The sequence below is a fragment of the Pantoea piersonii genome, assembly GCF_003612015.1.
Taxonomy (GTDB): domain Bacteria; phylum Pseudomonadota; class Gammaproteobacteria; order Enterobacterales; family Enterobacteriaceae; genus Pantoea; species Pantoea piersonii.
Genome location: NZ_RARB01000006.1, coordinates 178,463 through 204,335, shown reverse-complemented (window position 1 = coordinate 204,335; position 25,873 = coordinate 178,463). Strand labels below are relative to the sequence as shown.

Genomic DNA, 25,873 nt, shown 5'->3' with positions numbered 1-25,873 from the left:
GCGCGCCGTTATTTTTTCTCATAGCGCGCAATCTCGTGCGGCGCACGTAAACTTATCCATTCGACAAAGCTGCGATGTTTGGCCACGTAATGCACATCCTGCCGCCAGAGCAGATGAATGGGGCGCGGCGCAGGCAGTGCATCCTCCAGCAGCGGAACCAGCCGCCCGGCCGCGATATCATCAGCTAACAAAAACCGCGGCTGTAAAATCAGCCCCGCGCCTGCCAGCGCGGCGCGGCGTAAAGCCTGTCCGTCGTTACAGCTGAAGGTTGCGTTCCCCGGCCACAGCAGACTGTCGCCGCTGCGCCAGCCGTTAAGGCTGTTCCAGTTGCTGTAGCGCAGACAGCGATGCGTTTTCAGCGCGTCCGTACTTTGCGGCGCACCATAGCGCGCCAGGTAGGCAGGAGCGCCCGCGATGACCATACGGTAGTCGCCCAGACGCTGAGCGACCAGCGGCGTATCAGTGGGCAGCTCGCCGATACGGAAAACAAAATCAAACCCTTCGGCAACGACATCGACAAAACGATCGCTGAGATCAAGCTCAATATGCACGTCGGGAAACTGCTGCTGAAATTCACTGCATAAGGGCGCAACAAGCGTGCTGCCCAGCGTTGTCGCGGCGCTGATGCGAAGGCTGCCGGCAGGAAAACGACGCAGGCTTTCTATACGGTTTTCGGCTGAGTGGAGCGCATCAAGCACGTGAAGGCACTCTTCATACCAGGCCTTACCCGCTTCCGTCAGGGTCTGGCGACGGGTATTGCGCTGCAGCAGCCTCGCCTGTAGCTGCGTCTCCATCTGCGCGACGGTTTTTCCCACCATCACTGAAGAGATATCGAGCCGCTTTGCCGCTTCGCTAAAGCTGCCGCTCTCGACCACCGCAACAAAAACCTCCATGCCGCGTAGTTTATTCATGATTACTAACTTTTAGTTTGTGATGTTTTAATTTTTGGCCTGTTTTTCTGCTGATTGCAATCTATCAATATGGAATCAGGTTTTATTAATGAGGAATGGCAATGAAAGTCATGGTAATTGGCGCCAGCGGCACCATCGGCCGGGCGGTAGTGGATAACCTTGCCCCGGATCACGACATTATTCGGGTGGGTAAAACCCAGGGCGATCTGCAGGTTGACCTGACGGATGAGTCCAGCGTTAAGCGGCTGTTTGAGCAAAGCGGCGAGCTGGACGCTATTATCGCGGCGACCGGCAGCGTTCACTTCGGCCCCCTAAATGAGATGAGCAGCGAGCAGTTCAATAAAGGGCTGCAGGATAAGCTGATGGGGCAGGTCAGGCTTGTGCTGATCGGACAGCACTATCTGAAGCCCGGCGGCGTCTTTACGCTCACCACCGGAATTCTGACCCAGCACCCTATCCGCACCGGCGTTAACGCGACGGCGGTAAACGGCGCGCTGGAAGGGTTCGTGCTTGCCGCGGCCAACGAGTTGCAGGGGCAGCGTATTAATGCGGTCAGCCCAACGGTTCTTACTGAAGCGCTGGAAAAATATGGCCCCTTTTTCCCCGGTTTTGAAAGCGCCGCAGCCAGCCGCGTCGCTCTGGCCTATCGCCGGAGCCTGGAGGGCATTGATAACGGCAAAGTTTACCGCGTCTGGTAAGAGTGATACGCGCTGGCGAAATCACTTCGCCAGCGCGTGCGCCTGTTTATAAACAGTCAGCAGGAGCTGTTCAATATTCATAAACGGGCCTCCGGCGCTGATTGTCTGGCGCAGCCAGACAATCTCAGACTCCACGCCTCGGGGGAACAGACGCCTGTCGCTGGCGCGTCTGAGCCAGCGGCTCAGGAAAATAATGTGTGCCGTGGGGGATCGCGCAGCCTGATATTTAGCGGCGAACTTAAGGGCGACTAGCGCGCAATAATAAAAGTGCGCTTTATCTTCAACATCGAACCGGTTCATCTTTAAGCCTCCTTAACCTGTAACGACGGGCACTCTGGGGGCCAGCGCGCTGAGTAACTCATAACCCAGGGTGCCGGCCGCGTGCGCAACGTCATCCACCGGCAGCGCGGGCCCCCACAGCTCCACCGGGCTGCCTGCCTGCGCATCAGGGCAGGGGGTCAGGTCAACGGCGATCATGTCCATAGAGACGGTGCCGACGATGCCTGTTTTCACGCCATTCACCAGCACTGGCGTCCCGCTGGGAGCCTGCCTGGGATAGCCGTCCGCATAGCCGCAGGCCACAATCCCGATACGCTGCGGCCCCGCTGCGCTAAACCTGCCACCGTAGCCAACGCGGGCGCCTGCCTGTAAATGCTGCACGGCGATAATCTGGCTGGTTAAGCGCATCACCGGCATAAGGCCGGTATCGGCAATATCCTGCCAGCGACCGCTGGGCGATGCGCCATAAAGCACGATCCCGGGACGCACCCAGTCCGCATGGGTTTGCGGATGCCATAAGGTTGCCGCAGAGTTAGCCAGGCAATGCGGCAGCCGCAACGCTGCCGTCAGCGACCCGATCAGCGCCATCGGCTCCGCGACGCCCGCTTCGTCGTCGGCGCTGGCGAAGTGGGACATAAGGGTGATTTCCCCGATCTGAGGCGTGGCGCTGGCCTCACGCCAGGCGGCATGGAGGCGCTCCGGCGCAAAGCCGAGACGGTTCATACCGGAATTCACCTTCAGGTAAACAGGAATGGGGCGCTGTACGCGAGCGGCGGCTATAGCGGCCAGCTGCCAGAAGCTGTGCACGGCGGTTGTCAGCTGATAGCGGTCGATAAGCAGCAGATCGTCAGGCTCGAAAAACCCCTCCAGCAGCAGGATCGGACCCGTCCAGCCCAGCTCCCGCAGCCGGATCGCTTCATTAAGATCGAGCAGGGCAAAACCATCGCTGCTTTGCAAAGCCCGCCAGACATGATCGATACCGTGTCCGTACGCGTTCGCTTTTACCACGGACCAGATTTTTGCCTGGCCCGCTTTCTGACGAATAAGAGCAAGATTATGCCGCAGGGCGGCAGGCGAGATTTCAGCCCGAACAGGACGTGGCACAGGCGCTCCTCCAGCTATCGGTTAATGGGCTTCTACAGCCGTATCGTTGAAACGTTCTCCGGTCATGCCGTGATAGCGCGCAACGGACAGATCGCTGAAAGGGATAGCGGGCGTGGTGCCAGAAATCAGGTCGGCTATCAGCTGCCCCGAACCGCAGGCCATCGTCCATCCCAGCGTGCCGTGACCGGTATTGAGATAGAGGTTTTTAAAGCGGGTGGCGCCAACGATCGGGGTGCCATCCGGGGTCATGGGCCGCAGCCCGGTCCAGAACGTCGCGCTGGCGAGATCGCCGCCGCCGGGATAAAGATCCTCTACTACCATTTTCAGCGTTTCTCGCCGCGCATTTTTCAGGCGGGTATTAAAGCCGACGATTTCCGCCATGCCGCCGACGCGAATGCGATCGTCAAAGCGCGTCACCGCGACCTTATAGGTTTCATCAAGGATGGTGGAGGCGGGCGCCTTAGCGGCGTCGGCAATGGGAATCGTCAGCGAGTAGCCTTTCAGCGGGTAAACAGGAAGGGAGACCAGCCCCTTTAACAGCCGGGTCGAAAAGGAGCCAAGCGCCACGATATAGCGATCGGCGGTCATCAGACGCTCTCCGCACTTCACGCCGATAATACGGTCGCCCTCTGCGATCAAACGCTCGACGTCAAGGTCATAGACAAAGGTCACGCCAGCCGCCGCGGCCCGCTGCGCCAGCTTTTTAGTAAACATCTGGCAGTCGCCCGTTTCATCGTTAGGCAGGCGCAATCCTCCCGTCAGCTTGTGCGCCGAGGCGGCAAGCGCTGGCTCCGAGAGCCGCAGCTGATGCGGCTCCAGCAGCTCATAGGGCACGCCAGCCTCCTCTAATACAGCAATATCCTGCGCCGCATGAGCGAACTGCGCGTCGGTGCGAAACAGCTGTAAGGTGCCACCCTGACGCTCGTGGTAATGCATCCCGGTGTCGCGGCGCAGTTCACGCAGACAGTCGCGGCTGTATTCGGCGATGCGCACCATACGCGCTTTGTTAACGGCATACTGCTCCGCGTTGCAGTTTTTCAGCATCTGCCACATCCACTGCAGCTGAAACAGCGAGCCATCCGGGCGAAGCGCCAGCGGCGCGTGCTTCTGAAACATCCATTTGATGGCTTTTAACGGGATGCCCGGCGCAGCCCAGGGCGTCGCGTAGCCGGGCGAGATCTGTCCCGCGTTGCCCGCGCTGGTCTCCTCCGCGGCGGCTGGCTGACGATCCACCACAGTCACTTCGTGTCCGGCTTTGGCGAGATACCACGCGCTGGTCACGCCGACCACGCCGCTACCCAAAATTAATACTTTCATCTGGCGAACTCCTTGAGCGTAGCGGCTGCCAGGCAGCCGTTTCAGGGTTAGCTGTTGCTGGGGAAGGCAAACTGCGCCGCTTCCTGCGATTTCTGCCGGGGCCAGCGCTGAGTGATGGTTTTACGACGCGTATAGAAGCGCACGCCGTCAGGACCGTAAGCATGCAGATCGCCGAACAGTGAGCGTTTCCAGCCGCCAAAGCTGTGAAAGGCGACCGGCACCGGCAGCGGCACGTTAACGCCGACCATGCCCGCTTCGATTTCGTTGCCGAAGGTGCGCGCCGCTTCGCCGTCACGCGTAAAAATACAGGTGCCGTTGCCATATTCATGACGGTTGATCAGCGCGATGGCTTCGCCAAGCGAGCTGACGCGCACCACGCAGAGAACGGGTCCGAATATCTCCTCTTTATAGATACGCATCTCCGGCGTGACGCGATCGAACAGGCATCCCCCGAGGAAGTAGCCGTTCTCGTGACCTGCTACGCGCAGCGTGCGGCCGTCAATGACCAGCTCAGCGCCCGCGGCGACCCCGTCATCGATGTAGCCGGTCACCTTTTCCTTGTGCGCGGCGGTCACCAGCGGGCCCATATCCAGGCCGCAGGCGGTGCCCGCCCCGACCTTCAGCGCAGTGATTTTGGGCGAGAGCCGGGCGATGAGCGCATCAGCCACCGCATCGCCGACACATACCGCGACAGAGATTGCCATGCAGCGCTCGCCGCAGGAGCCGTAGGCAGCCCCCATCAGCGCGCTGACCGCGTTATCAAGATCGGCGTCCGGCATGACGACCGCATGATTTTTCGCTCCGCCCAGCGCCTGCACGCGTTTGCCGCGCCGGGTGCCTTCGCGGTAGATATACTCGGCAACCGGCGTAGAGCCGACAAAGCTGATCGCCTTCACCTCGTCGCTTTCGATCAGCGCATCGACCGCCTCTTTATCGCCGTTCACCACGTTCAGCACGCCTGCGGGTAAGCCAGCCTGCTGGAACAGCGAGGCGATAAGCAGCGTGGAGCTGGGATCGCGCTCAGACGGCTTGAGCACAAAGGTGTTGCCGCAGGCGATCGCCAGCGGATACATCCACAGCGGCACCATGGCTGGAAAGTTAAAGGGCGTAATGCCAGCCACCACGCCTACCGCATGAAAGTCACTCCATGAGTCGATATCCGGTCCCGCATTGCGGCTGTATTCGCCTTTAAGCAATTCAGGCGCCGCGCTGGCGTATTCCACGTTCTCTATTCCGCGCTTCAGCTCGCCCGCCGCGTCCTCCAGGGTCTTGCCATGCTCTTCGCTGATAAGCTGAACGATCGCTTTTTCATTGGCCTCCAGTAGCTGTTTAAAGCGAAACAGCACCTGCGCCCGCTTCGCCGGGGGCATGCTGCGCCAGGCGGGCAGCGCGGCGCTGGCGGCAGCAATCGCCTCCTGTACCGTGGTGGCGCTCGCCAGCTCAACCTGACGAATCACTTCGCCGGTAGCGGGGTTGAACACGCTGGCTGTACGGCCGTCGGGCTTGCGCATTTCGCCGTTTATCAGATGGGTAATAATGGTCATGTTGCTTGCCTCGCTTAACTGATGTGATGCAGGGCTTCGCCCACCGCGTCGAACAGGCGATCCAGTTCCGCGGGCTGCGTGTTGAACATCGGGCCGAACTGCAGCGTGTCGCCGCCAAAACGCACGTAAAAACCCGCTTTCCATAGCGCCATCCCGGCATCGAAAGGCCGAACGGTGGCATCGCCGTCCCGCGGCGCCAGCTGAATAGCGCCCACCAGACCGCAGTTACGGATATCGACGACGTTTGGACAGCGGGCAAGGGCGTGAAGGGTGCGCTCAAAGCAGGGCGCCAGTTCGGCAGACTGGGCAATCAGCGACTCGCTCTCCAGCAGGTCGAGGGTCGCAAGCCCCGCCGCGCAGGCGACCGGGTGCGCTGAGTAGGTGTAGCCGTGGGCAAACTCAACGGCGTGCTCGGGCAGCGACTGCGACATAAAGGTGTTATAGATTTCGCTGCTGGCGACCACGCCGCCGAGTGGAATAGCGCCATTAGTGACCTGTTTGGCGAAATTGAGCATATCTGGCGTGACGCCAAAATACTCCGCGCCGCTCCAGCGCCCCATGCGGCCAAAGCCGGTAATGACCTCATCGAATATCAGCAGGATATTGTGCTGGGTACAGATTTCACGCAGGCGCTGCAGATAGCCGCGCGGCGGGATAATGGCACCGGCGGATCCCGAGAGCGGCTCGACGATCAGCGCGGCAATGTTCGAGGCGTCATGCAGCTCAATCAGCCTGAGCATCTCATTCGCCAGCGCTTCGCCGCCGGTTTCAGCCTGTCCTCGGGTAAAAGGAAGATCGGCCTGTAGCGTGTGCGGGAGATGATCGACATCCATAAACTGGCCGAACATCTTGCGGTTGCCGCCGATGCCGCCCAGGCTGGTCCCGGCGATATTCACGCCGTGGTAGCCACGCGCCCGGCCAATCAGTTTGGTTTTCGCCGGCTGGCCTTTGGCGCGCCAGTAGGCACGCGCCATCTTCACTGCCGTATCGGCTGACTCGGAGCCTGAACCGGTAAAAAAGACGTGATTTAACTCGCCTGGCATGCGGCGCGCGATCTTGTCGGCCAGCTGAAACGAGAGCGGATGACCGTACTGGAAGCCGGGCGAGTAATCGAGCGTGCTGAGCTGCTTCGCCACGGCCTGCTGGATCGCGCTGCGGGTATGGCCAGCGCCGCAGGTCCAGAGTCCGGAGAGGCTGTCGAATATCTGCCGCCCCTTATCATCCGTTAGCCAGCGTCCCTCAGCGGCAACGATAAAGCGCGGATCGCGCTGGAAATTACGGTTGGCGCTGAATGGCATCCAGTGCGCCTGTAAATTGAGCGAGGCGGTATTAACGGATTCGGACATGATTTTTCCTCCAGACGGGTGTCAGGAGAGTTTGCAATCAAGTCTCAGGTAAGTTAAATGCATATAAACTCACCTTCACTTATGGAAAATCTCACCTTATGAAAAGCAAATCTCTGGCCCAGGTCACCGATTTTGACCTGAAGCTGCTGCGCATATTTAAAACGGTGAGCGAGTGCGGAAGTTTCTCAGCCGCAGAAAGCCTGCTGGGCATTACGCGCTCCGCCATCAGCCTTAACATGAGCGACCTGGAAAAGCGGCTGGGTATGCGTCTGTGCCAGCGCGGACGATCGGGCTTTGCGCTGACGGATGAAGGGCGCGAGATTCTCAGGCACAGCGACAGCATGATGGCGGCGATTGAGAACTTCCGGCAGCAGGTTAACCAGATGCACAAGCAGCTGCGCGGCGAGTTCAATATCGGGATTATTAATAATCTGGTGACGCAGCCGCGTATGAAAATCACCCATGCGCTGGATTCGCTGCGCGCCAGCGGCCCGGATATTCGGCTGAATATCAGCATGATGACCGCTTCTGATATCGAACGCGGGCTGATGGACGGCCGGCTGCATGTCGGCGCGCTGCCGCTGACGTCGCCGATTTCGGGACTGGACTACATGCAGCTTTATGATGAGAAATCAAACCTTTACTGTAGCAGCAAGCACCCGCTCTTCTCTCAGGAAACGCCGCCTGACGACGCACAGCTGATGCAGTTTGACGCCGTTGCGCCGGGCTTTCGCATGACGGCCGAGGCGATTGGCATGCATCAGAAGCTGCACTGCACGGCGACCGCCTCTGATCGTGAAGGCATCGCGTTTCTGATCCTGACCGGACGCTTTATCGGCTTCCTGCCCGATCACTATGCCGCGCAGTGGGTGGAAAAAGCGCAGATGCGCGCCGTTGCGCCAGCGCGCCTGCACTTCAGCAGTAAAATCGGTATCGCCACCCGCACCGGCCGCCGTGCAAATGCCATTCTGGAAAAATTCATCCAGTCACTCGATCTCTAAAACCCGCCTCTCTTCTGCTTTATGACGCCGGTCACACCCATCTGGCGATCGGCGTCAAAGTTTGACCATAAGTAAACCATATTGGTTGACTTTGTTAATTTTGTGCTTCTATTCTCCGAGTGGTAATGCATACAAGGATGCACACAAATTAAGGAAGTAACACACCCAACTGTTCCTGTTCGCAACATCTAACGTTTGGACGAGGTCGTTATGGTCAGTGTTCGTTTATCCGCTTTTAAAAAGCTCGCCTGCTGTCTGGCGCTGGGCAGCGCGCTGTGCGCCCCGGCATCTTCCGCCCTGGCTGCCGACAACTTCTGGCAGACAATTCAGCAAAAAGGCGTGCTGCGCTGCGGCGCGGCACCAGCGGCGCCTTACGTCATGCGCGATCCAAAAACGCAGCAGTACAGCGGCTACTTTGCCGAACTGTGCCGCGACTTTGCGCAGAACGTGCTGAAGGTGAAGGTGCAGTTCGTTGACGCCAGCTGGGACACGCTGGTCGCGGGCCTGCAGAGCGACAAATGGGATTTGGCGATGGCGCTGAATCAGACGCCGGAGCGCGCGCTGGCGGTGGGCTTCTCAGTACCGGCGCAGGATTATCAAATCTCTTTCCTGGTCAATAAGCAGAACCCGAAGGTAAACGGCCTGGGCAATAAACTGGCGGATTACGATAAGGAAGAGGTGACCTTCGCGGTAATGTCGGGCACGGCGCAGGATAAAGCGATCAGCGCCGCGATCAAAAAAGCCAAAATTATGCGTCTGCCGGGTAACGACGAAAGCCGCATGGCCCTGATGGCGCGGCGCGCGGACGTACTGGTTGACGCCAGCGACACCAACCACCTGTTCGCCGTGGCGAACCCGGACTGGGCGAAAGAGATCCTGCCCACCCCGGCGCTGGCGAAGCAGGGCGTCTCCTTCGGCCTGCCGCGCGCTGTCTCCGCGGCCGATCTGGATGTACTTAACATTTACCTGAGCCAGCGTCGCGCCACGGGCGATATCGACAGGCTGGTTAACCAGGCGTCCATTCAGGCAAACGCCGCCAAATAACAGCTGATTGAATTTCACAGAGTCGCGTGCATTCCGCACGCAGCGGAGAAATAACTATGAATGGCTCAACCAATCTGGCGGCGGCTCCCGCTCGCCCGCAGGACGTACGCCCGTTATTTATCAATGAATTTAATAAAGGCGAATTTATTCAGCTGGAAAACGTCAGCAAGGCATATGGTGATTTGGTCGTTATGGATAATTTCCAGCTCAGCATGAAAAACGACGACCGGCTGGTGATTATTGGGCCTAGCGGCAGCGGTAAAAGTTCTTTGCTGCGCGTATTAATGGGGCTGGAAGGGATTCAGCGCGGAACCATTAATTTTCAGAAGCAACACTATATCGTCGGCGATAAAGAGAAACAGGCGAAAATCGTCGATAATAATATTCAGAAAAAAATAGGAATGGTATTTCAGCACTACACGCTTTTCCCGCATCTCTCTGTTTTACAGAACCTGATCCTGGCGCCGGTTAAGGTGCACAAGGTGGCGAAAAAAACCGCCACCGATAAGGCGCGCGCTTTGCTGGCGCGCTTCGGGCTGGAAAGCAAGCTTAACGCCTATCCGAGCCAGCTGTCGGGCGGACAGAAGCAGCGTGTGGCGATTGCGCGCGCGCTGATGCTGGAGCCGGAGCTGATGCTGTTTGACGAAGTCACCTCCGCGCTCGACCCGGAAATGGTCACCGAAGTGCAGAACGTGATGATGCAGCTTGCCGAGCAAAAAATGGCGATGATTATCGTGACCCACGATATGCACTTTGCGCGCAATATCGCCTCGCGCGTTATTTTCTGCGCTAACGGAAGAATCGTCGAGCAGGGTCATCCTGAAATGTTATTTACCTGCCCGAAAGAGACCCGCACCCGTGAGTTTCTGGAAAAAGTTTTACACCTTAATTAAGGGGGCGCGATGGATTATCAATTCAACTTCCACTTTCTCAGCGGGCATTTTGACGCGCTGTGGGATGGCTTAAAAATAACCCTTGAGCTTTCACTGATGGCGAACGTGCTTGGCCTGACGCTGGGATTTATTTTATGCCTGATGGCGATGAGCCGCTTTTCTGTTATTCGCTGGCCAACGAAATTATTTATTGAGTTTTTTCGCTGTACGCCGGTATTGCTGCAAATCGTCTGGTTTTACTACTGCGTTCCGATGATGTTCAACCTGTTTATCGATCCGATATATATGGGCTTTCTGGCGCTAGGGCTGAACCTGGCCGCGTTTAACGCCGAGGCCTACCGCGCGGGCGTGCAGGCCGTACCGCGAGAACATCACGACGCTGGCGTGGCGCTGGGGCTGAACGGCCTGCAGCAGACGCTTTATGTGGTGCTGCCGCAGGCGTTTCGCAGCGCGCTGCCGGTGCTGATGACCAACGGCATTTCCATCCTGCAGCAGACGGCGCTGGTCGCGATTGTCGCCATCTCCGACCTGATGTACGTGGGGAAGAACATCGCCACCGAAAGCTATCGTCCGCTGGAAACCTACTCGCTGATCGCGCTGATCTACTTCGCGCTATCGCTGCCGATTTCCCAGCTGGTTTCCTGGATCGAGCGTCGTCAGGACGCGGCGACGGCGCGCTAAGGAGCGGATTATGACGCTTGATTTCACGCAGGTTTTTTCTTACTGGCACGTGCTGCTGCAGGGGCTGGGCATCACACTGATTTTTACGCTGAGCTGCGCCGTGCTGGGAAGCCTGGCGGGCTTTGTTATCAGCCTGCTGCGCCTCTCCTCTTTTGCGCCGCTGCGCTGGCTGCTCACGCTCTACGTGGAGTTCTTTCGCGGAACGCCGCTGCTGATCCAGCTGTTCTGGGTGTTCTTTTGCTTTCCGGTGGTCTTCCGGCTCGATATTTCGCCCTGGGTCTGCGTCACGCTTTCACTGGTGATGTATATGGCGGCGATCACCAGCGAAACCTTTCGCGGCTCGCTGAAGTCGATCGCTGGCGAGCAGCATGACGCCTGCGTGGCGCTCAGCCTGACGCCTGCCGCCAGGGTGCTTTACGTTATTTTCCCGCAGGCGCTGCTGCGCGCCGTGCCAACGTTGCTGTCGAACGTGGTCAGCCTGTTTAAAGAGAGCGCGCTGATCTCGTCCGTCGGCGTCGCCGACCTGATGTTCGTCGGCCAGAACATATCCAACAGTACGGCGCGTCCGGTTGAGTTTCTCACCGCCGTCGCTGTGATCTATTTCGTCGTGGCATTCCCCTTAACGCGTCTGGTGGGCGTCGTCGAGTCGCGTTTGCTGCGTCGCTACGCCCTTTGATAACCGATCCACAGGAGCTGTAACCATGAAGATGAAAGGCATTTTACCTGCGCTGGTCACCCCGTTTAACGATGCGGGCGACGTCGATCACGATCAACTGGCCGCGATTCTGGAGTATCAGCTTAAGGCGGGCGTAAGTGGTTTTGTACCGCTCGGCTCGACCGGCGAATACTATGCGCTCACCAACGAAGAGCGCCGTCAGGTACTGAAAACGGTGAAAACCGTGGTGGGGGATCGCGGCACGCTGATCGCAGGTGCCAACGGCTCCTGTACCCGCGAGGTGCTGGAACAGGTCAGACAGACGGTTGAGGCGGGCTACCACAACCTGCTGATCGCGCCGCCCTATTACGCGCTGCCGTCACAAGAGGAGCTGATAGCGCATTACCAGGCGATTTTAAATGAATTTAGTGACATTAACCTGGTTCTCTATAACTATCCCGTGCGCACCAATGTAGAGGTAGGCTTTGGCGTGCTGGACGCGTTCAAAGATCATCCTCGGGTCGTCGGCATTAAGGAGAGCAGCGGCAGCGTGCTGCGCGCCGTTGAGATTGGCAACGCTTATAAAGCGCATTATCAGCTCTCCTGCGGCTCCGACGACGTCGCCTTTGACTTCTTTATGTGGGGCGCCAGCAGCTGGATCTGCGGACCGGCCAACTGCTTCCCGGATCAGATCTGCGACTTCTACCGTAAGTTCAGCAGCGGCGATCTGGCTGGCGCGCAGAACGTGATGCGCGCGCTGTTCCCGGTGATGGCGAGCATGGAAGAGGGCAAATTTATTCAGAAGGTAAAATATGGCTGCGAGCTGGCGGGCTTCAGGCCGGGCAATGCGCGTATGCCGCTGCTGCCGCTGACCGCCGAAGAGAAGGCCGATTTCCGCAAAATTTTTGAAGCGTCGCAGGGCTAAACCGACTGGCGCGCAGGCTGGCGAATAGCCCGTTTGTCAGCCGCTTAACTGAGTGAAACAACATGTCGAAACAGCAGCAGTCAGTAGTGATTGGTGGCGGTATTGTTGGCGTCTGTTGCGCCCTCTACCTGCAAAAGGAGGGGCATCAGGTGTGGCTGATCGATCCGGCCGCGCCGGGCGACAGCACGGCCAAATGGAGCTGCGGGCAGATGGCGGTGAGCGAAATTATCCCGCTCTCTAAGCCAGGCATACTCAAGCGTATTCCCGGCTGGCTGCTGGATCAGACCGGGCCTTTGGCGCTGCGTCCGGCGGCGGTGCCGTCGATTTTACCCTGGTTTTTACGCTTCGTCGGCAACGCGCGTCCCAGCCGCATTAACGCGATTTCGCAGGCGATGGCGACGCTTACGCGTGAAGTCTACAACGATTTTGCCGCGCTGCTGGCGCTCTGCCCGGATAAAACGCTGCTTGGTCAGCGTCCGGTGATTGAAGTGTTTGATACGCCGCACGGCCTGGCGGCCGAGCGCGAGCACCTGGAACTGCGCGAGCGGCTGGGCTTCAAGGCTGAGATGCTCGACGCGGGTGCCATTGGCGACCTGGAGCCGGTGCTGGCGGGCAAGTTTTCCCACGGCGTGCTCTTTCCTGACTGGTGCGCGGTCAGCGATACCAAAGGCTTTATCGCCGCGCTCACCGAGGCGTTCGTGCGTCAGGGCGGCATACGCATCGACACCGAAGCGGCCGCTATTCTCGAGGCGCAGGGCGTAGCCACCGGCGTCACGCTGCAAGACGGCCGTACGCTCTCTGCCGATCATGTTGTGGTGGCGGCGGGAACCGGTTCGCGTCGCTTTTTCCCGCAGCTTGGGGTGCGCGTGCCGCTGACCGGCATTTCCGGCTATCAGGCGCTCCTGCCGCAGCCAGAGGTGGAGTTTCGTCACTCGGTCATCTATGCGGATGGCGGTTTTTGCTTTACGCCCATGACGCGGGGTCTGCAAATTGGCGGCACCATCGAGTTTGCAGGCGCCGACGCCAGACCTGACTTCAGGCGCGCGGAAATTATCCTGCAAAAGGCGCGCAGACTGCTGCCGCAGCTTAACGACACGGCGAAGGAGTTTGGCGTAGGGCATCGTCCTTTTTTACCCGATACCAAACCGATCATCGATCGCTCGCGCCGCCTGCAAAACGTCCTGATGGCTTTTGGTCACGGGCAGCTCGGCCTGACGCTGGGTGCCACTACGGGGCGCCTGATCGCCGATCTTGCCGCGAAGCGTTCGACTGCGCAGGACCTGACGCCCTTTAGTGCCTATCGATTTATGGAAGGAGAACGCACATGAGCTTTAGCAACACGCTGTTTATCAACGGAGAGTGGAAGCCACCGGTCAGGGGCGGCAGCTTCGATACCATCGATCCCGCAACTGAGGTCGCTATCGCGCAAGTGGCGGCGGCCACCAGAGAGGATGTTGATCTGGCGGTTCAGGCGGCGCGGCGCGCCTTTGACGACGGCGGCTGGCCTCTGCTGAGCGGAAAGCAGCGCGCTGACTATCTGCGCCGCATCGCCAGCCTGATCCGTGATAAGCAGCAGACGCTGGCGGAGCTGGAGGTGCGCGACAACGGTAAGCCACTGCCGGAGGCGCTGTGGGATATTGGCGATACCGCCTACTGCTTCGACTTTTACGCCGACCTGGCGGAGAAGCTGGATGGCGAGCGAGAGCAGACGGTCACGCTCACCGACGAACGCTTCAGCTCGGTCGCGCGGAAAGAGCCGGTAGGCGTCTGCGGCGCGATCGTGCCGTGGAATTTCCCGATGCTGATGGCGGCCTGGAAAGTAGCGCCTGCGCTGGCGGCGGGCTGTACCGTCGTGCTGAAACCCTCGGAGGTCACGCCGCTTACCGCCCTGCAGCTGGCGGAGATTGCGCGCGAGGCAGAGCTGCCGCCGGGCGTGCTCAACGTTATCACCGGCTTTGGCCCGGAGGCTGGCGCGCCGCTGAGCGAGCACCCGGACGTCGACAAGCTCGCCTTCACCGGCAGCGTGCCGACCGGCCGTAAAATCATGCAGACCGCGGCCGCTGACATTAAAAACGTCAGCCTTGAGCTGGGCGGGAAGTCCGCTTTTATTGTGTTTGACGACAGCGACATTGAAAAAGCGGTGGAGTGGATCCTCTTCGGTATTTTCTGGAACAAAGGCGAAGTCTGTTCCGCGACGTCACGCGTGCTGGTACAGCGCGGACTCTATGAGCCTCTGCTGGCGCGTCTGGTGGAGGAAGCGGAGAAGATCCGCATCGGCAACGGCATGCAGGCGGACGTGCTGCTGGGGCCGCTGGTTAATGCGGCGCAGTATGATAAGGTCCGGCGCGCTATCGCGCAGGGCGTGGAGCAGGGCGCGACGCTGCTGAGCGGGGGCGCGCGTCCGGCGGGACATGAGAAGGGCTTTTTCCTGCAGCCGACTATTTTTACCGATATGACGGAAGAGAGCGATATCTGGCGCGAAGAGATCTTCGGCCCGGTGGTCTGCGTGCGGGCGTTCGACAACGAAGCGGAAGCCATCGCCTCCGCCAACCGTTCGCGCTTTGGCCTGGCGGCCGCTGTTATGTCAGCCGATCTCGAACGCGCGGAGCGGGTAGCGCGCAGGCTACGGGCAGGCATCATCTGGATCAACTGTTCGCAGCCTACCTTCACCGAGGCGCCGTGGGGCGGCTATAAGCAGAGCGGTATCGGCCGCGAGCTGGGCGAATGGGGATTAAACAACTACCTGGAAATCAAACAAATTACCCGCTACGACAGCGAAGAGCCCTGGGGCTGGTACCTGAAATAAGAGATAACGCGATGCGCTGGAAAAAAACGCTACAGCTGATTGATGTGCACTGTGAAGGTGAGATAGGCAAAGTCATTACGTCGGGCGTCATTGATATTCCGGGCGCCACGATGCTCGACAAGATGAATTACATCAACGAGGTCGATGACAGTCTGCGCCGTTTAGTCACGCTGGAGCCGCGCGGCTGCCTGCAGATGTCGGTAAACTTGCTGCTGCCGCCGACGGTGCCGGGGGCCCATGCCGGTTTTATCGTGCTCCAGGCGGACAAGGCGCATCCAATGTCCGGCAGCAACTGCATCTGCGTGGTGACCGCGCTGCTTGAGACCGGCATGGTCGCCATGCAGGAGCCGGAAACACGGGTTGTCCTCGACACGCCGGCCGGCATCGTGACGGCCATTGCACGCTGCTCCGACGGCCGCTGTCTCAGCGTTTCGCTCGATATGGTGCCCGCCTTTGTTGAGCATCTGGATCGCGAGTTCGAGATCCCCGGCGTGGGCAAGCTGAAGGCGGATATCGCTTTTGGCGGCGTCTACTATGCGCTGGTGGACGTGGAGCAGATCGGCCTGACCATCGGGCCTGATAACGCGCGCGCCCTGGCGAGCTACGGCGTCGATTTTCGCCACTACATCAACCAGCAGATCAAGGTAGCGCATCCTCTGCTGCCGCAAATCAATGAGGTCGCCTACGTTATGTTTCGCCAGCGCGAAGAGAGCCGAATCTGGCGTACCTGCACTACGCTGCCGCCGGGGCGCGTCGATCGCTCACCCTGCGGCACCGGCAGCTCGGCAAACCTGGCGACGCTTGACGCGCGGGGCGAGGTTGAAATCGGCGATGAGCTGACCTCACGCTCTACCATTAACGGCGAGTTCAGGGTGCAGCTGCTTGGCCGTACGCAGGTTGGCGAGAAGTCGGCCGTGCTGCCGCGCGTAACGGGACGGGCTTGGGTTTACGGCTTTCAGCAGCTGGGGGTGGATCCGGACGATCCTCTCTCCGCCGGCTTTATGCTGAGCGACACCTGGGGACCGGCATTGTCCTGACTGATGCTGACCGCTAACATGCCTTTAAATTCTTCAGCCAGAGAGTCGGATAATGCGCAAAAAAAGTGAGAAAGAAGAGGGAGCAGGACGTCGCCACGGCGGACGTTATATCTATGAAGAGCTGCGCCGCCAGATCCTCACGCTTCAGCTAAAGCATGGCGAGCAGCTGGATGAGATTTCGCTGGCGACCACCTTTGGCCTGTCGCGGTCGCCGGTGCGCGATGCGATGGCGCGGCTGGTCAGTGAAGGGCTGGTGACTATTCTGCCCAACCGGACGGCGATCGTGACGCCGTTTGAGATTGAAGAGTTTCCTAACTACATCACGGCGCTGGACTTAGTGCAGCGCGCGGTGACCCGTCTGGCGGCGCTGCATCGCAACGATGAGGATATCGCCCGTATCGAGGCGGCCAACGAAGCCTATATGGAGATGGTTTATAAAGGTGACTTTAGCGCCATGACCGAGCGCAACAAGGAGTTTCATCTTGCGATAGCCGCTGCGGCGCGCAACGGCTATCTGGCGAAATACTATGACAAATTACTGTCGGAAGGGCAGCGCATACAGCATTTACAGTTCGATTTTATGACGCGTCAGGACGCGCCCTCAAAGCTGGGACGGGATCACGATGAGCTGATCGCGGCGATTAAATCGGGCGACGCGGATCTGGCGGACACCAGAGCGCACGAACATACAATGCTGTTTCAAAATCGCTTTCTGACCTTTATGCAGCGCAATTTATTAAAGGATATGGAGCTGAACTATTAATTAACGGCTCCGATTCTGCCCGCTGATTTTGTCGCACCCGCAGATTCGTTCCGGCAGACTGCTGCCGCCTTTTTAAGCTTTTTCATATTTAACCATCGTTAAAAGGACTAAAAATGAATCGCTTTCAGAACAAGAACGTCATTATTACCGGCGGCGCGGGAGGAATAGGCGAGGCCGTCTGCCGCCGCTTTGCGCGCGAGGGCGCGCAGGTGTGGATTCTGGACAGCAACGCCCGGGCAGCGGCGGCGCTGGCAGAAGATATCAGCGCTGCGGGCGGCAGAGCGCGCTGGCAGGCGGTGGATCTCTCCAGCCGGGAGGCGATTGCGGCCTTTGTCTCTGAGCTGAAAGCGCAGGAAAGCCGCATTGATGTGCTGATCAACAATGCGGGTATTAACCGGCGCGGCGCGCTGCTTGATCTGAGCGAAACGGACTGGGAAGAGACCTTTACCGTGAACCTTGATGCGCTGTTTCATATGTGTCGCGCCGTACTGCCGCATATGATCGCGCAGGGCGGCGGCGCCATCGTCAATACCGCCTCGCAGTGGGGCCTGCACCCGGCGCCGGGTCATATCGCCTACAATACCTCTAAAGCCGCCGTGGCGGCATTTACCCTTAACCTCGCCCGCGACTACGCGCCGGCAAAGGTGCGAGTTAACGCCGTCTGCCCCGGCGAGGTCCGCACGCCCATGCTGGAGAGCAATCTTGCCCGCAGCGGCCGCTCGCTGGACGATCTTAATGCGCTGGTGCCGTTCGGGCGTATTGGCGAGCCGGAAGAGATTGCCGCGGCGATCGCTTTTCTCGCTTCTGATGAAGCGCCCTATCTGTGCGGCTCTTTGCTGGAAATCACTGGCGCACAAGCCGTCGCTTAACCAAAGGAGTGAAGATGAGTTCTCTGTCAGGAAAAACGGTGCTGGTAACCGGTGCGACTAAGGGTATCGGCAGCGAAATAGTAAAAGCGCTGCTCGCGGAAGGCGCGAGGGTTATCGGTCACTACGGCCGCGACAGGCAGAGCGCCGGGCAGATGCTGGCACGCTATCCCGAACGTCTGCAGTTGATTCAGTCAGATTTAGCGCAGGCGGACGGCGCACAGCGGCTGTGGCAGGAGGCGCTAAGCCTCACCGAGACCATTGATGTGCTGGTGAACAACGCCGGGATTTACGTCGCGACGCCGCTGAACGACGCGGCGGCCTGGGACGACGGCTGGCAGCTTAATTTACAGGTGAATCTGAAAGCGCCGGCAGACCTGTGCCGACTGGCTATCGAACGCTTCGCCGCGCACGGCGGCGGCATCATTATCAATATGGCCAGCCGCTCCTCACATCGCGGCGATGGGCCGGATCATCTTGCCTACGGCGCGGCTAAAGGCGGTCTGCTGGCGCTGACCAAAGGTATCGCGCGCGGTTATGGCCATCAGAACGTGCTGGCCTACGCGCTGGCGCCCGGCTGGGTGCGCACCGCCATGGCGGAAGAGCATATCGCCAGCGTTGGCGAAGAGAAGGTCACGGCCGATCTGCCGCTGCGGGAAGTGACGCCCCCCTCCGACGTCGCGGCGATGATCGCCTTTCTCGCCAGCGGTAAATGTCGCCATGCCACCGGCTCGACAATCGACATTACGGGCGCAGACTACGTTCGTTAACGTTTTCTCTCGTTGCGGGCATGCTTAAAACCTCTGTTCGGCGTTTGCCCGCCTTTTCTGAGCTGTTCCTGATCCATTAAGCCAGGCTTAACCCTTTGTAAGTACGCGGATATATCGCCTGGCTTCTCTCTGCCTCTCTGTGCAAGATGTGATCTTGGTCACATCGTCCCGATCTATTAATCATAATTTAAAGTTATGTAAACACGCTGCATTGACTTTGTTAAAGGCCGGGATCTATCCTTCACGCCGCCATGTGTACAGGTTTGTATGCATTTATCTGCTGAAGCAGATTACGCAATGCTTAAAGCACAAGGCTGATAAAGATGCGCGGACGCTAAGTCCAGGTTGCAACATCAAATAACCCCGCAAAATTTATGACGTTCCTGTTCGTAACTGAAACGGGCGGGCAGCCTTTTGCCTGATAACTGTCGGCGGGAAAGGACGTCTCTTTTCACCGGGATATTTATCAGTTGAGAGCGGAGTGGATGCCTTTATTAATTAACAAGGGAAATAATTTATGGATGTGAATAAAACGGGGAAGCTCGGGCGAATCTGGCTAAGGCTGGTTGGCATTGTCACCGCCTTGGCCGGTCTCTATTTTATCGGCGGCGGGGGCTGGCTGGTCTGGCTGGGCGGCAGCGGATACTTTTTGATTGCTGGCGTGCTGCTGCTCGTCAGCGGTATTTTACTGTTCCGCCGTCATATGGCGGGCGCACTGCTGTTCGGCGTTACGCTGATCTTCAGTATTATCTGGTCGTTAATGGATGTTGGGCTGCAGTTCTGGCCGCTCTTTTCCCGACTCTTCGCACCCGCTGCGGGCGCGGTGCTGATTGCGTTTTCCGTTCCTCTGCTCTCCCGCCATCGTCAAACGCGTCACTGGTCGCTGGCCTTCGGCGGCGTGGTTGCGGTTGGCGTAATTGCCGCCTTTATCAGCACCTTCCAGCCGAAGGGAATTATCCGCAACGGAGATGTGGCAGCAAACAACGCGTCCGCTCACGATATCGCACCAGACTCCGGCCCTCAGGACTGGCAAACCTGGTCGGGAGATAGCAGGGGCTCACGCTTTTCAACGCTGAGCGATATCACCCCTGAAAACGTAAACGATCTTAAGGTCGCCTGGACGGCGCATACCGGCGAAGCCGTGGTGCCGGATAAAGGTGATGCGGAAGATCAGAACACGCCGCTGCAGATCGGCGACAGCCTGTTTGTCTGCACCGCCTACACCTCGCTGATCTCCTACGATATCGACAGTGGTCAGGAAAAATGGCGTTACACCGCGGGCCGGGGCAACTCTACCTATCAGCGCTGCCGGGGCATTGGCTACTTTGATGCGACCCGCGCTAAAAACGTGGTATCGCCAGGCAGCGCGCTTGACGCCTCCGTCAGTCCGCAGCGGCTGTTCTTCCCGACCGGTGACGGGCGCCTGGTCGCCATTGATGCGCACACGGGCAAGCCCGCCGCGAACTTTGGCGATAACGGCGTTGTCGACCTGAAGACCGGCATGGGTGAAGTGAAGCCTGGCTACTATCAGCAGTCTTCCGCGCCGCTGGTGGCTGGCAACCTGGTTATCGTCGGCGGCCGCGTTATCGATAACTTCGAAACCGGTGAGCCGCCGGGTGTGGTTCGCGCCTTCGATGCCGTGACCGGAAAGCTGGTATGGGCGTGGGATCCAGGTAATCCTGCGGTGACGCGCGAGCCGCTCTCCCCGGCAGGTTATACGCGCGGCACGCCAAACGTCTGGGTCGGTATGTCTTATGACGCCGATCTCGGCCAGGTTTACCTGCCAACAGGCAACGCCACGCCGGACTTCTTCGGCGGCGAACGTACCCCGGAAGATGACAAGTACAGTTCCTCTATCGTGGCGGTCAATGTGGCAACCGGTCGTCCGGTCTGGCACTTCCAGACCGTTCATCACGACCTGTGGGACTTTGATGTCACGGGCACGCCGCTGCTGTATGACATTAAAAACGATGACGGCACCGTCACGCCTGCGCTGGCTGAAACCTCTAAAACCGGCATGATTTACCTGCTCGATCGCCGTAACGGTAAACCGATCGCGCCGATTGAGGAGCGTCCTGTACCACAGGGCAATCTGCCGGGCGAACGCTATTCGCCTACGCAGCCTTACTCCTCAATGCCGGGTATCGGCAATGAGACGCTGAAAGAGTCCGATATGTGGGGCGCCACGCCGTTCGATCAGCTGCTGTGCCGCATTCGCTTTAAGTCCAGTCGCTATGAAGGAATTTTTACTCCTCCTGGGCTGGATATGACGCTGCAATATCCAGGATCGCTTGGTGGAATTAACTGGGGAGGCGTCTCAGTTGACCCCACGACGAATCTGATGTTTGTTAATGATTTACGTCTGGGTCTGTACTACAAAATGGTCGCTGCCAAAGACATTCCACCGGGACAAGGCACCAGCGAAGGGATGGGATGGATTGTCCAGAAAGGGCTTCCGTTTGGTACTTTGCGTGAGCGTCTGATGTCGCCGCTGGGTGTGCCTTGCCAGGCGCCGCCTTTCGGCACGCTCTCGGCGATTAACCTGAAAACGCATCAGCTGGTATGGCAGATTCCAGTAGGCACCGTCCAGGATACCGGGCCGTTAGGGATACCGGTTGGCCTGCAGATGCCGCTGGGTATGCCAACCCTGGGGCCATCGCTGGCCACGCGTTCTGGCCTGCTGTTCTTTGCGGGTACGCAGGATTTCTATCTGCGCGCGTATAACAGCCACACGGGCGAGGAGCTGTGGAAATCACGTCTGCCAGTGGGCAGCCAGAGCGGTCCCATCACCTACCGCTCGGCGAAGACAGGCAAGCAATACGTGGTTATTTTTGCCGGCGGCTCACCACATTCTGACAAGCGCGGCGATGACGTTATCGCCTACAGCTTGCCCTGATGGCAGACGCCTGTAGCAGGTGAACAGCGCTCAGGAGAGCCGTGAGTGACGCTCGCGGCTCGCCTGTTACTGGCTACTGATAGATGATTCCCGGCGGGTTCACCTCTGACGCGCTGACCGCTTCGCTCGACTGTCCCCACCGCTTTAACGCCTCACGATACTTCCCGTTTTGAATCAGCCCGTTTATCGCCTCCTGCAGCGCGATGTCCAGGCCGTTTCCCTTTTTGCTTGTGACGGCGACCGGCGTACGATAAGGGCCATAGCCGATGATTTTGGTTTTCCCGTTCAGCGCGACTTTCCAGGAGGCGGAAGAATCTGGACCAAACATTGCGTCGGCGCGTCCTGAAAGCAGGTAGAGCATGGAGGAGGCTTCGTCCGACAGATAGATGAAGTCGACAGGCTTCAACCCCTTTGCCCGGTTTTTTTCATCCCAGCTGAGCAGTATTCTCTCCTGATTGGTACCTGACTGAACGATGATGCGCTTGCCTGCCGCTTCCTCAGGGGAGTTGATGCTGGTCAGGCTGCTGTCAGCCCTGGCGGAAAAGCTCTGTCGGCTGGAGCGGTAGGTGGCGAAATCAAACTTCTTTTTTCTCTCCTCGGTGACCGCGATATTAAACATGGCCGCATCATACCGGCCGGAGGTAATGCCCAGCGGCCAGTCCTCCCAGGCGGCCGGAATAATTCTCAGCTTCAGCCCCAGGCTCTGCGCAATCAGCGACGCGATGTCCGGATCGCTGCCGATAAGCGATTTATTGTCAGAGCCGAGAAAGTAGAGAGGCGGTGAATGGGTGGTTGAAATGGCGATGGTCAGATAGCCCGGCGTAATAAAGTGAAAATCTGCAGGTATTTTTGCGACAGCGTTGGGATTAATCGGGGTGGTCAGCGGTTGTTCATTTTTGACAATATCCACGCGCTTAAAATCATCTGCATAGAGCGTGAGAGGAAGAAAGAGGGTAAAACAAAGCAGTTTTGCTAATAAGTTCATCGGGCGGTCCTTATCTGGCCGAGGCGTGGCCTTAATTAATAATGACGAGAGTGCATATCTTTTTATTCGCGTATCAGCGGGAAATAACGATATCCTGTTTTAACGCGTTTGCTTAATAACCATTCCGGCTATCAAAGCCGTTATATTAAATAACGGCTTTTCTTTGGGGCGGGAGGAAAGCAAGAAGACGCTCAATAACTTTTATAGCACCCGTGACAGGAACTGTCGGGTGCGCTCATTTTTGGCATCCGCCAGAATTTCCGCACCGCCGGTTTCAATAATTTTCCCGTGATCCATAAAGACAATATTGTCGGCAACTTCGCGTGCAAACCCAATTTCGTGCGTCACCACGACCATCGTGGTACCTGAGCGGGCCAGGTTTTTGATAACCTCCAGCACTTCGCCCACCAGCTCGGGATCGAGCGCTGAGGTTGGCTCATCAAAAAGCATCACGCGCGGCCTGAGCATCAGCGCGCGGGCAATCGCTATACGCTGCTGCTGACCGCCCGACAGATGTCGCGGCCAGGCGTCGGCCTTATGGGCGAGTCCCACGGTGGTCAGCAGCCTGCTGGCGAGCGCGATAGCCTCATCTTTCTTCAGCTGCTTATGCGCGACCGGCGCCTCAATTAAGTTCTGCAGAACGGTCATATGGGGGAAAAGGTTAAAGTTCTGAAAGACGTAACCCACGTTAATGCGTTGCTTAAGGATCTCCTTCTCCTTAAGCTCGTGAAGCCGATCGTTTTTCTTTCTGTAACCGATATATTCCCCGTCTATTTGAATAAAGCCCTGATCGACGCGCTCAAGGTGGTTGATGGTTCTTAACAGCGTTGATTTTCCCGAGCCGGAAGGCCCCAGAATAACGGTAACGGTACCCGGTTTAATATTGAGCGAAATATCATCCAGCGCCTTATGGCGTCCAAAGTATTTTGTGATGGATGAAATCACGATCTCACCGCGCAGAGGCTTATCGAAATCGACGGCTTTAAGCATTTAATTTTCCTCTACGGCCTGGATGGATTTTACGCGTGAGAATAAAGGTTTCAGCGATCCTTGCGGGCTGCGCTGCGCGCTTTTCGCCAGATGCCGTTCGACAAAATACTGAATGGCGGAGAGTGCCGTAGTGATAATCAAATACCAGGCTGCGCCCACCATCAGCAGCGGAATGACCTCCTGGTTGCGGTTGTAGATCATCTGAATGGTGTAAAACAGCTCCGGCATGGCCAGCACATAAACCATCGCGGTTCCCTTCGCCAGGCTGATGATTTCATTAAAAGCAGTAGGAATAATGGCTCTAAGCGCCTGCGGCAGGATAATGCGCAGGGTTCTGCGCCGCGCGGAAAGCCCCAGCGCTGCGGCTGCCTCAAACTGGCCATGATCGACGCCCATAAAGCCGCCGCGAATGATCTCCGCGCTGTAGGCGGACTGTACTAATGTCAGGCCGATCACCGCGGCGGGAAACTGTCCGAGCACGTTGATCGTCGGGAAACTGCCCCAGCTCAGCGTGGTAAAGGGGATGCCTATTGAGAGCCGGTCATAGAGATAGGAGAAGTTATAAAGCACGATCAGCACCACGATCAGCGGCAGCGAGCGAAACAGCCAGATATAGCCCCAGGAGAGCGTCCGCAGCAGCCATGAGGATGACATACGCGCCATCGCGAGCAGGCCGCCAAACAGCAGGCTAAGTACGGTGCCCCACAGCGTCAGCAGCAGCGTCTGCCCTAAACCGTGAATAATAACCGGATCAAAAAACCATCGCGCAAATACGCCCCATTCCCAGCGCGGGTTCAGCGCGACTGACTGAATAATCCCGGCGAAAATCGCCAGCGCGAAGATACTGCCTGCGATCCTTCCGGGATAGCGCGCCGGAACGACTTTTAATGTGTGGTGTTTATTCATCATCAGGAATTCACTTCAAGAGGGTCAATGGCCTTGCGGAAACCCAGTCGGCCGTCGTAAGGAGGCAGCGAGTAGCGCTCCAGATCGCCGCTCAGATCGTGCAGGGCGTGAAAACCGTGGCGCAGATAGAGCCGGGTGGCGCCGCGCTGCCGGAAGCCGGTTGTCAGGTAGATCTGGCTATAGCCCGCTTTCGCCGCCAGTCTCTCCAGCTCCGATAATATTTCTCCCGCCAGGCCCTGCTGGCGGAGATCGGATCGCACCCAGATGCGCTTGAATTCGGCGGTCTGCGCGTCATAGCGTTTAAAGCCGCCCATGGCGAGGATCTGGCCCGCCTTCTCCAGCACGATAAAGCCACCCTGAGGCGGCAGATACCATTCGGTTTGTTCAGGCACGGCGTGACGAGAAAAGTAGTCGCCGTAGAGGCTGGCGTACTCTTCCATTAGCCCTTTCATAATCTCTGCGAGCGCCTCGTCAGCCGGCGAGACGAGGCGAAAAGCGTAGCTGCTCTCCAGCGGCATACTAATCTCCCAGTCCTGGCGGATTAATTTCAGAGCGATCGATTTTTTCGATCCCCTCGCCCCAGCGATTCAGCACCTTGAGGTAGTCGCCGTTTTCAATAACGCCGTTAAGCGCGACGTTAACGGCGTTTACCAGCCCTGAATCTTTTTTAACGGCCGCGCCGATATGTGCCGTTTTCGGCCAGCCGCCTGCCACGCTGCCGACCCGATGCGTAGTGCCCGTCAGGGCGGCTTTCCAGGCGCCGATCACATTAGGGCCAAAGTAGGCGTCTGCGCGTCCCGATTGCAGCGTCAGATTGAGCATCGCTTCATCGCGGGAATAAACCGGAGTGAAGGGTTTAAGCCCTTTCGCCTGATTCTGCTTGTCCCAGGCCAGCAGCACCGCTTCCTGATTGGTGCCGGAGGTCACGATAATGCGCAGCCCGGCAATATCCTCTGGCTTAGAGATTGAGGTAATGGGGCTATCCTTTTTCACGTAGAAGCCCAGCGTATCGCGGCGATAGGTGGCGAAGTCAAACTTTGCCTTGCGCGCGTTCGTTACCGTTACGTTGGTGATAGCGGCATCATATTTCCCTGCGATAACGCCCAGCGGCCAGTCTTCCCACGAGGTCGGGACGATATTCAGCTTCAGGCCCAGGCTATCCGCGATCAGCCTTGCCATATCGACCTCGCTGCCGAGCAGGGTTTTATTGTCGTCGGCATAGACAAAAAGCGGGGGAGAGTTATGTGCCAGTACTGCCACGGTAAAGTAGCCGGGCTTTACAAAATGAAAGTCCTTTGGCAGCGCGGCAAGCGCCGCGGGATTTTCAGGCGTATCGACAGGTTGTTTATTCGCTTCGAGGCTGATGGGCTGACCGTTCAGCGAGACAGCGTTCTCATCTGCCAGCACCGGACAGGCGGCGAATAACAGCAGAGCGACTGAAAGCGTTTTTTTGATA

The 25,873-nt window shown here is 58.3% G+C and carries 25 protein-coding genes; 14 read left to right on the top strand and 11 right to left on the bottom strand.

All coding sequences use genetic code 11. The annotated features are described in order from the left end of the window. Nucleotides 1-8: 8 nt before the first annotated feature. On the bottom strand, nucleotides 9-911 hold the full coding sequence (locus tag D7S44_RS16980) for a LysR substrate-binding domain-containing protein (RefSeq protein WP_167456979.1): 903 nt from the start codon (nucleotides 909-911) through the stop codon (nucleotides 9-11). A gap of 101 nt (nucleotides 912-1,012) precedes the next feature. On the opposite strand from D7S44_RS16980, the gene D7S44_RS16975 reads away from it, so the two are divergent. After that, nucleotides 1,013-1,609, top strand: coding sequence for a short chain dehydrogenase (locus D7S44_RS16975; protein WP_120456825.1), 597 nt, complete (start codon nucleotides 1,013-1,015; stop codon nucleotides 1,607-1,609). A 21-nt stretch (nucleotides 1,610-1,630) separates the two neighbouring features. Here the strand turns inward: D7S44_RS16975 and D7S44_RS16970 are convergent, their stop codons facing one another. From D7S44_RS16970 to aptA, 5 genes are read right to left on the bottom strand one after another with little or no spacing between them, the layout of a single operon-like run. Beyond that, nucleotides 1,631-1,909, bottom strand: coding sequence for a hypothetical protein (locus D7S44_RS16970; protein ID WP_120456823.1), 279 nt, complete (start codon nucleotides 1,907-1,909; stop codon nucleotides 1,631-1,633). Nucleotides 1,910-1,921: 12 nt separating this feature from the next. Next, nucleotides 1,922-2,992, bottom strand: a complete 1,071-nt coding sequence (dadX, locus tag D7S44_RS16965) for a catabolic alanine racemase DadX (protein WP_120456822.1) — start codon at nucleotides 2,990-2,992, stop codon at nucleotides 1,922-1,924. Between the two features lie 21 nt (nucleotides 2,993-3,013). Then, complete coding sequence (locus D7S44_RS16960; RefSeq protein WP_257026044.1) at nucleotides 3,014-4,345, bottom strand: D-amino acid dehydrogenase; 1,332 nt, start codon at nucleotides 4,343-4,345, stop codon at nucleotides 3,014-3,016. Nucleotides 4,346-4,356: 11 nt separating this feature from the next. Further along, nucleotides 4,357-5,853, bottom strand: coding sequence for a CoA-acylating methylmalonate-semialdehyde dehydrogenase (locus D7S44_RS16955; protein WP_120456819.1), 1,497 nt, complete (start codon nucleotides 5,851-5,853; stop codon nucleotides 4,357-4,359). A gap of 14 nt (nucleotides 5,854-5,867) precedes the next feature. Further along, a complete protein-coding gene (gene aptA, locus D7S44_RS16950) occupies nucleotides 5,868-7,199 on the bottom strand; it encodes an omega-aminotransferase AptA (RefSeq protein WP_120456817.1) in 1,332 nt (443 codons plus the stop codon). Between the two features lie 98 nt (nucleotides 7,200-7,297). Here aptA and D7S44_RS16945 point away from each other — a divergent pair, with 98 nt between their 5' ends. The 13 genes from D7S44_RS16945 (at nucleotide 7,298) to D7S44_RS16885 (ending at nucleotide 21,536) form a co-directional block, all read left to right on the top strand. Next, nucleotides 7,298-8,200 (top strand): LysR family transcriptional regulator, encoded by a 903-nt coding sequence (locus D7S44_RS16945; protein ID WP_120456816.1) that lies wholly within the window; start codon nucleotides 7,298-7,300, stop codon nucleotides 8,198-8,200. Nucleotides 8,201-8,410: 210 nt separating this feature from the next. Further along, nucleotides 8,411-9,244, top strand: coding sequence for a transporter substrate-binding domain-containing protein (locus D7S44_RS16940; protein ID WP_120456814.1), 834 nt, complete (start codon nucleotides 8,411-8,413; stop codon nucleotides 9,242-9,244). Between the two features lie 191 nt (nucleotides 9,245-9,435). Beyond that, nucleotides 9,436-10,137: an amino acid ABC transporter ATP-binding protein gene (locus D7S44_RS16935; RefSeq protein ID WP_240629495.1), complete on the top strand. Its 702-nt coding sequence runs from the start codon at nucleotides 9,436-9,438 to the stop codon at nucleotides 10,135-10,137. A gap of 9 nt (nucleotides 10,138-10,146) precedes the next feature. Continuing rightward, entirely contained in the window at nucleotides 10,147-10,818 is a 672-nt protein-coding gene (locus D7S44_RS16930) for an amino acid ABC transporter permease (RefSeq protein WP_120456810.1), read from the top strand. A gap of 10 nt (nucleotides 10,819-10,828) precedes the next feature. Further along, complete coding sequence (locus D7S44_RS16925) at nucleotides 10,829-11,494, top strand: amino acid ABC transporter permease (protein ID WP_120456808.1); 666 nt, start codon at nucleotides 10,829-10,831, stop codon at nucleotides 11,492-11,494. Between the two features lie 25 nt (nucleotides 11,495-11,519). After that, nucleotides 11,520-12,398, top strand: coding sequence for a dihydrodipicolinate synthase family protein (locus tag D7S44_RS16920; RefSeq protein ID WP_120456807.1), 879 nt, complete (start codon nucleotides 11,520-11,522; stop codon nucleotides 12,396-12,398). 62 nt (nucleotides 12,399-12,460) lie between these two features. After that, on the top strand, nucleotides 12,461-13,726 hold the full coding sequence (locus D7S44_RS16915) for an NAD(P)/FAD-dependent oxidoreductase (protein ID WP_120456805.1): 1,266 nt from the start codon (nucleotides 12,461-12,463) through the stop codon (nucleotides 13,724-13,726). After that, on the top strand, nucleotides 13,723-15,204 hold the full coding sequence (locus D7S44_RS16910) for an aldehyde dehydrogenase family protein (RefSeq protein ID WP_120456804.1): 1,482 nt from the start codon (nucleotides 13,723-13,725) through the stop codon (nucleotides 15,202-15,204). Before D7S44_RS16915 ends, D7S44_RS16910 begins: the two co-directional genes overlap by 4 nt. Before the next feature lie 11 nt (nucleotides 15,205-15,215). Then, nucleotides 15,216-16,241 (top strand): proline racemase family protein, encoded by a 1,026-nt coding sequence (locus D7S44_RS16905; protein WP_120456802.1) that lies wholly within the window; start codon nucleotides 15,216-15,218, stop codon nucleotides 16,239-16,241. 52 nt (nucleotides 16,242-16,293) lie between these two features. Further along, nucleotides 16,294-17,004 (top strand): GntR family transcriptional regulator, encoded by a 711-nt coding sequence (locus tag D7S44_RS16900; RefSeq protein ID WP_120456800.1) that lies wholly within the window; start codon nucleotides 16,294-16,296, stop codon nucleotides 17,002-17,004. A gap of 113 nt (nucleotides 17,005-17,117) precedes the next feature. Then, nucleotides 17,118-17,873 carry an SDR family NAD(P)-dependent oxidoreductase gene (locus D7S44_RS16895; RefSeq protein WP_120456798.1) on the top strand — a complete coding sequence of 252 codons (756 nt, stop codon included), beginning with the start codon at nucleotides 17,118-17,120 and terminating at the stop codon, nucleotides 17,871-17,873. A gap of 14 nt (nucleotides 17,874-17,887) precedes the next feature. Then, nucleotides 17,888-18,640 (top strand): SDR family NAD(P)-dependent oxidoreductase, encoded by a 753-nt coding sequence (locus D7S44_RS16890; protein WP_120456796.1) that lies wholly within the window; start codon nucleotides 17,888-17,890, stop codon nucleotides 18,638-18,640. Nucleotides 18,641-19,157: 517 nt separating this feature from the next. Then, complete coding sequence (locus D7S44_RS16885) at nucleotides 19,158-21,536, top strand: membrane-bound PQQ-dependent dehydrogenase, glucose/quinate/shikimate family (RefSeq protein ID WP_120456794.1); 2,379 nt, start codon at nucleotides 19,158-19,160, stop codon at nucleotides 21,534-21,536. Between the two features lie 73 nt (nucleotides 21,537-21,609). Here D7S44_RS16885 and D7S44_RS16880 read toward each other — a convergent pair whose 3' ends face one another. The 5 genes from D7S44_RS16880 to D7S44_RS16860 all read right to left on the bottom strand — a co-directional run bounded on the left by D7S44_RS16880 (nucleotide 21,610) and on the right by D7S44_RS16860 (nucleotide 25,872). Further along, nucleotides 21,610-22,521 (bottom strand): ABC transporter substrate-binding protein, encoded by a 912-nt coding sequence (locus D7S44_RS16880; RefSeq protein WP_120456792.1) that lies wholly within the window; start codon nucleotides 22,519-22,521, stop codon nucleotides 21,610-21,612. Nucleotides 22,522-22,722: 201 nt separating this feature from the next. Continuing rightward, nucleotides 22,723-23,511, bottom strand: a complete 789-nt coding sequence (locus tag D7S44_RS16875) for an amino acid ABC transporter ATP-binding protein (RefSeq protein WP_120456791.1) — start codon at nucleotides 23,509-23,511, stop codon at nucleotides 22,723-22,725. Continuing rightward, nucleotides 23,512-24,417: an amino acid ABC transporter permease gene (locus D7S44_RS16870; RefSeq protein WP_120456994.1), complete on the bottom strand. Its 906-nt coding sequence runs from the start codon at nucleotides 24,415-24,417 to the stop codon at nucleotides 23,512-23,514. It abuts the gene before it with no gap. A 2-nt stretch (nucleotides 24,418-24,419) separates the two neighbouring features. Continuing rightward, on the bottom strand, nucleotides 24,420-24,935 hold the full coding sequence (locus D7S44_RS16865) for a GNAT family N-acetyltransferase (RefSeq protein ID WP_120456789.1): 516 nt from the start codon (nucleotides 24,933-24,935) through the stop codon (nucleotides 24,420-24,422). 1 nt (nucleotide 24,936) lies between these two features. After that, nucleotides 24,937-25,872, bottom strand: a complete 936-nt coding sequence (locus tag D7S44_RS16860) for an ABC transporter substrate-binding protein (protein ID WP_240629491.1) — start codon at nucleotides 25,870-25,872, stop codon at nucleotides 24,937-24,939. Nucleotide 25,873: the final 1 nt, after the last annotated feature.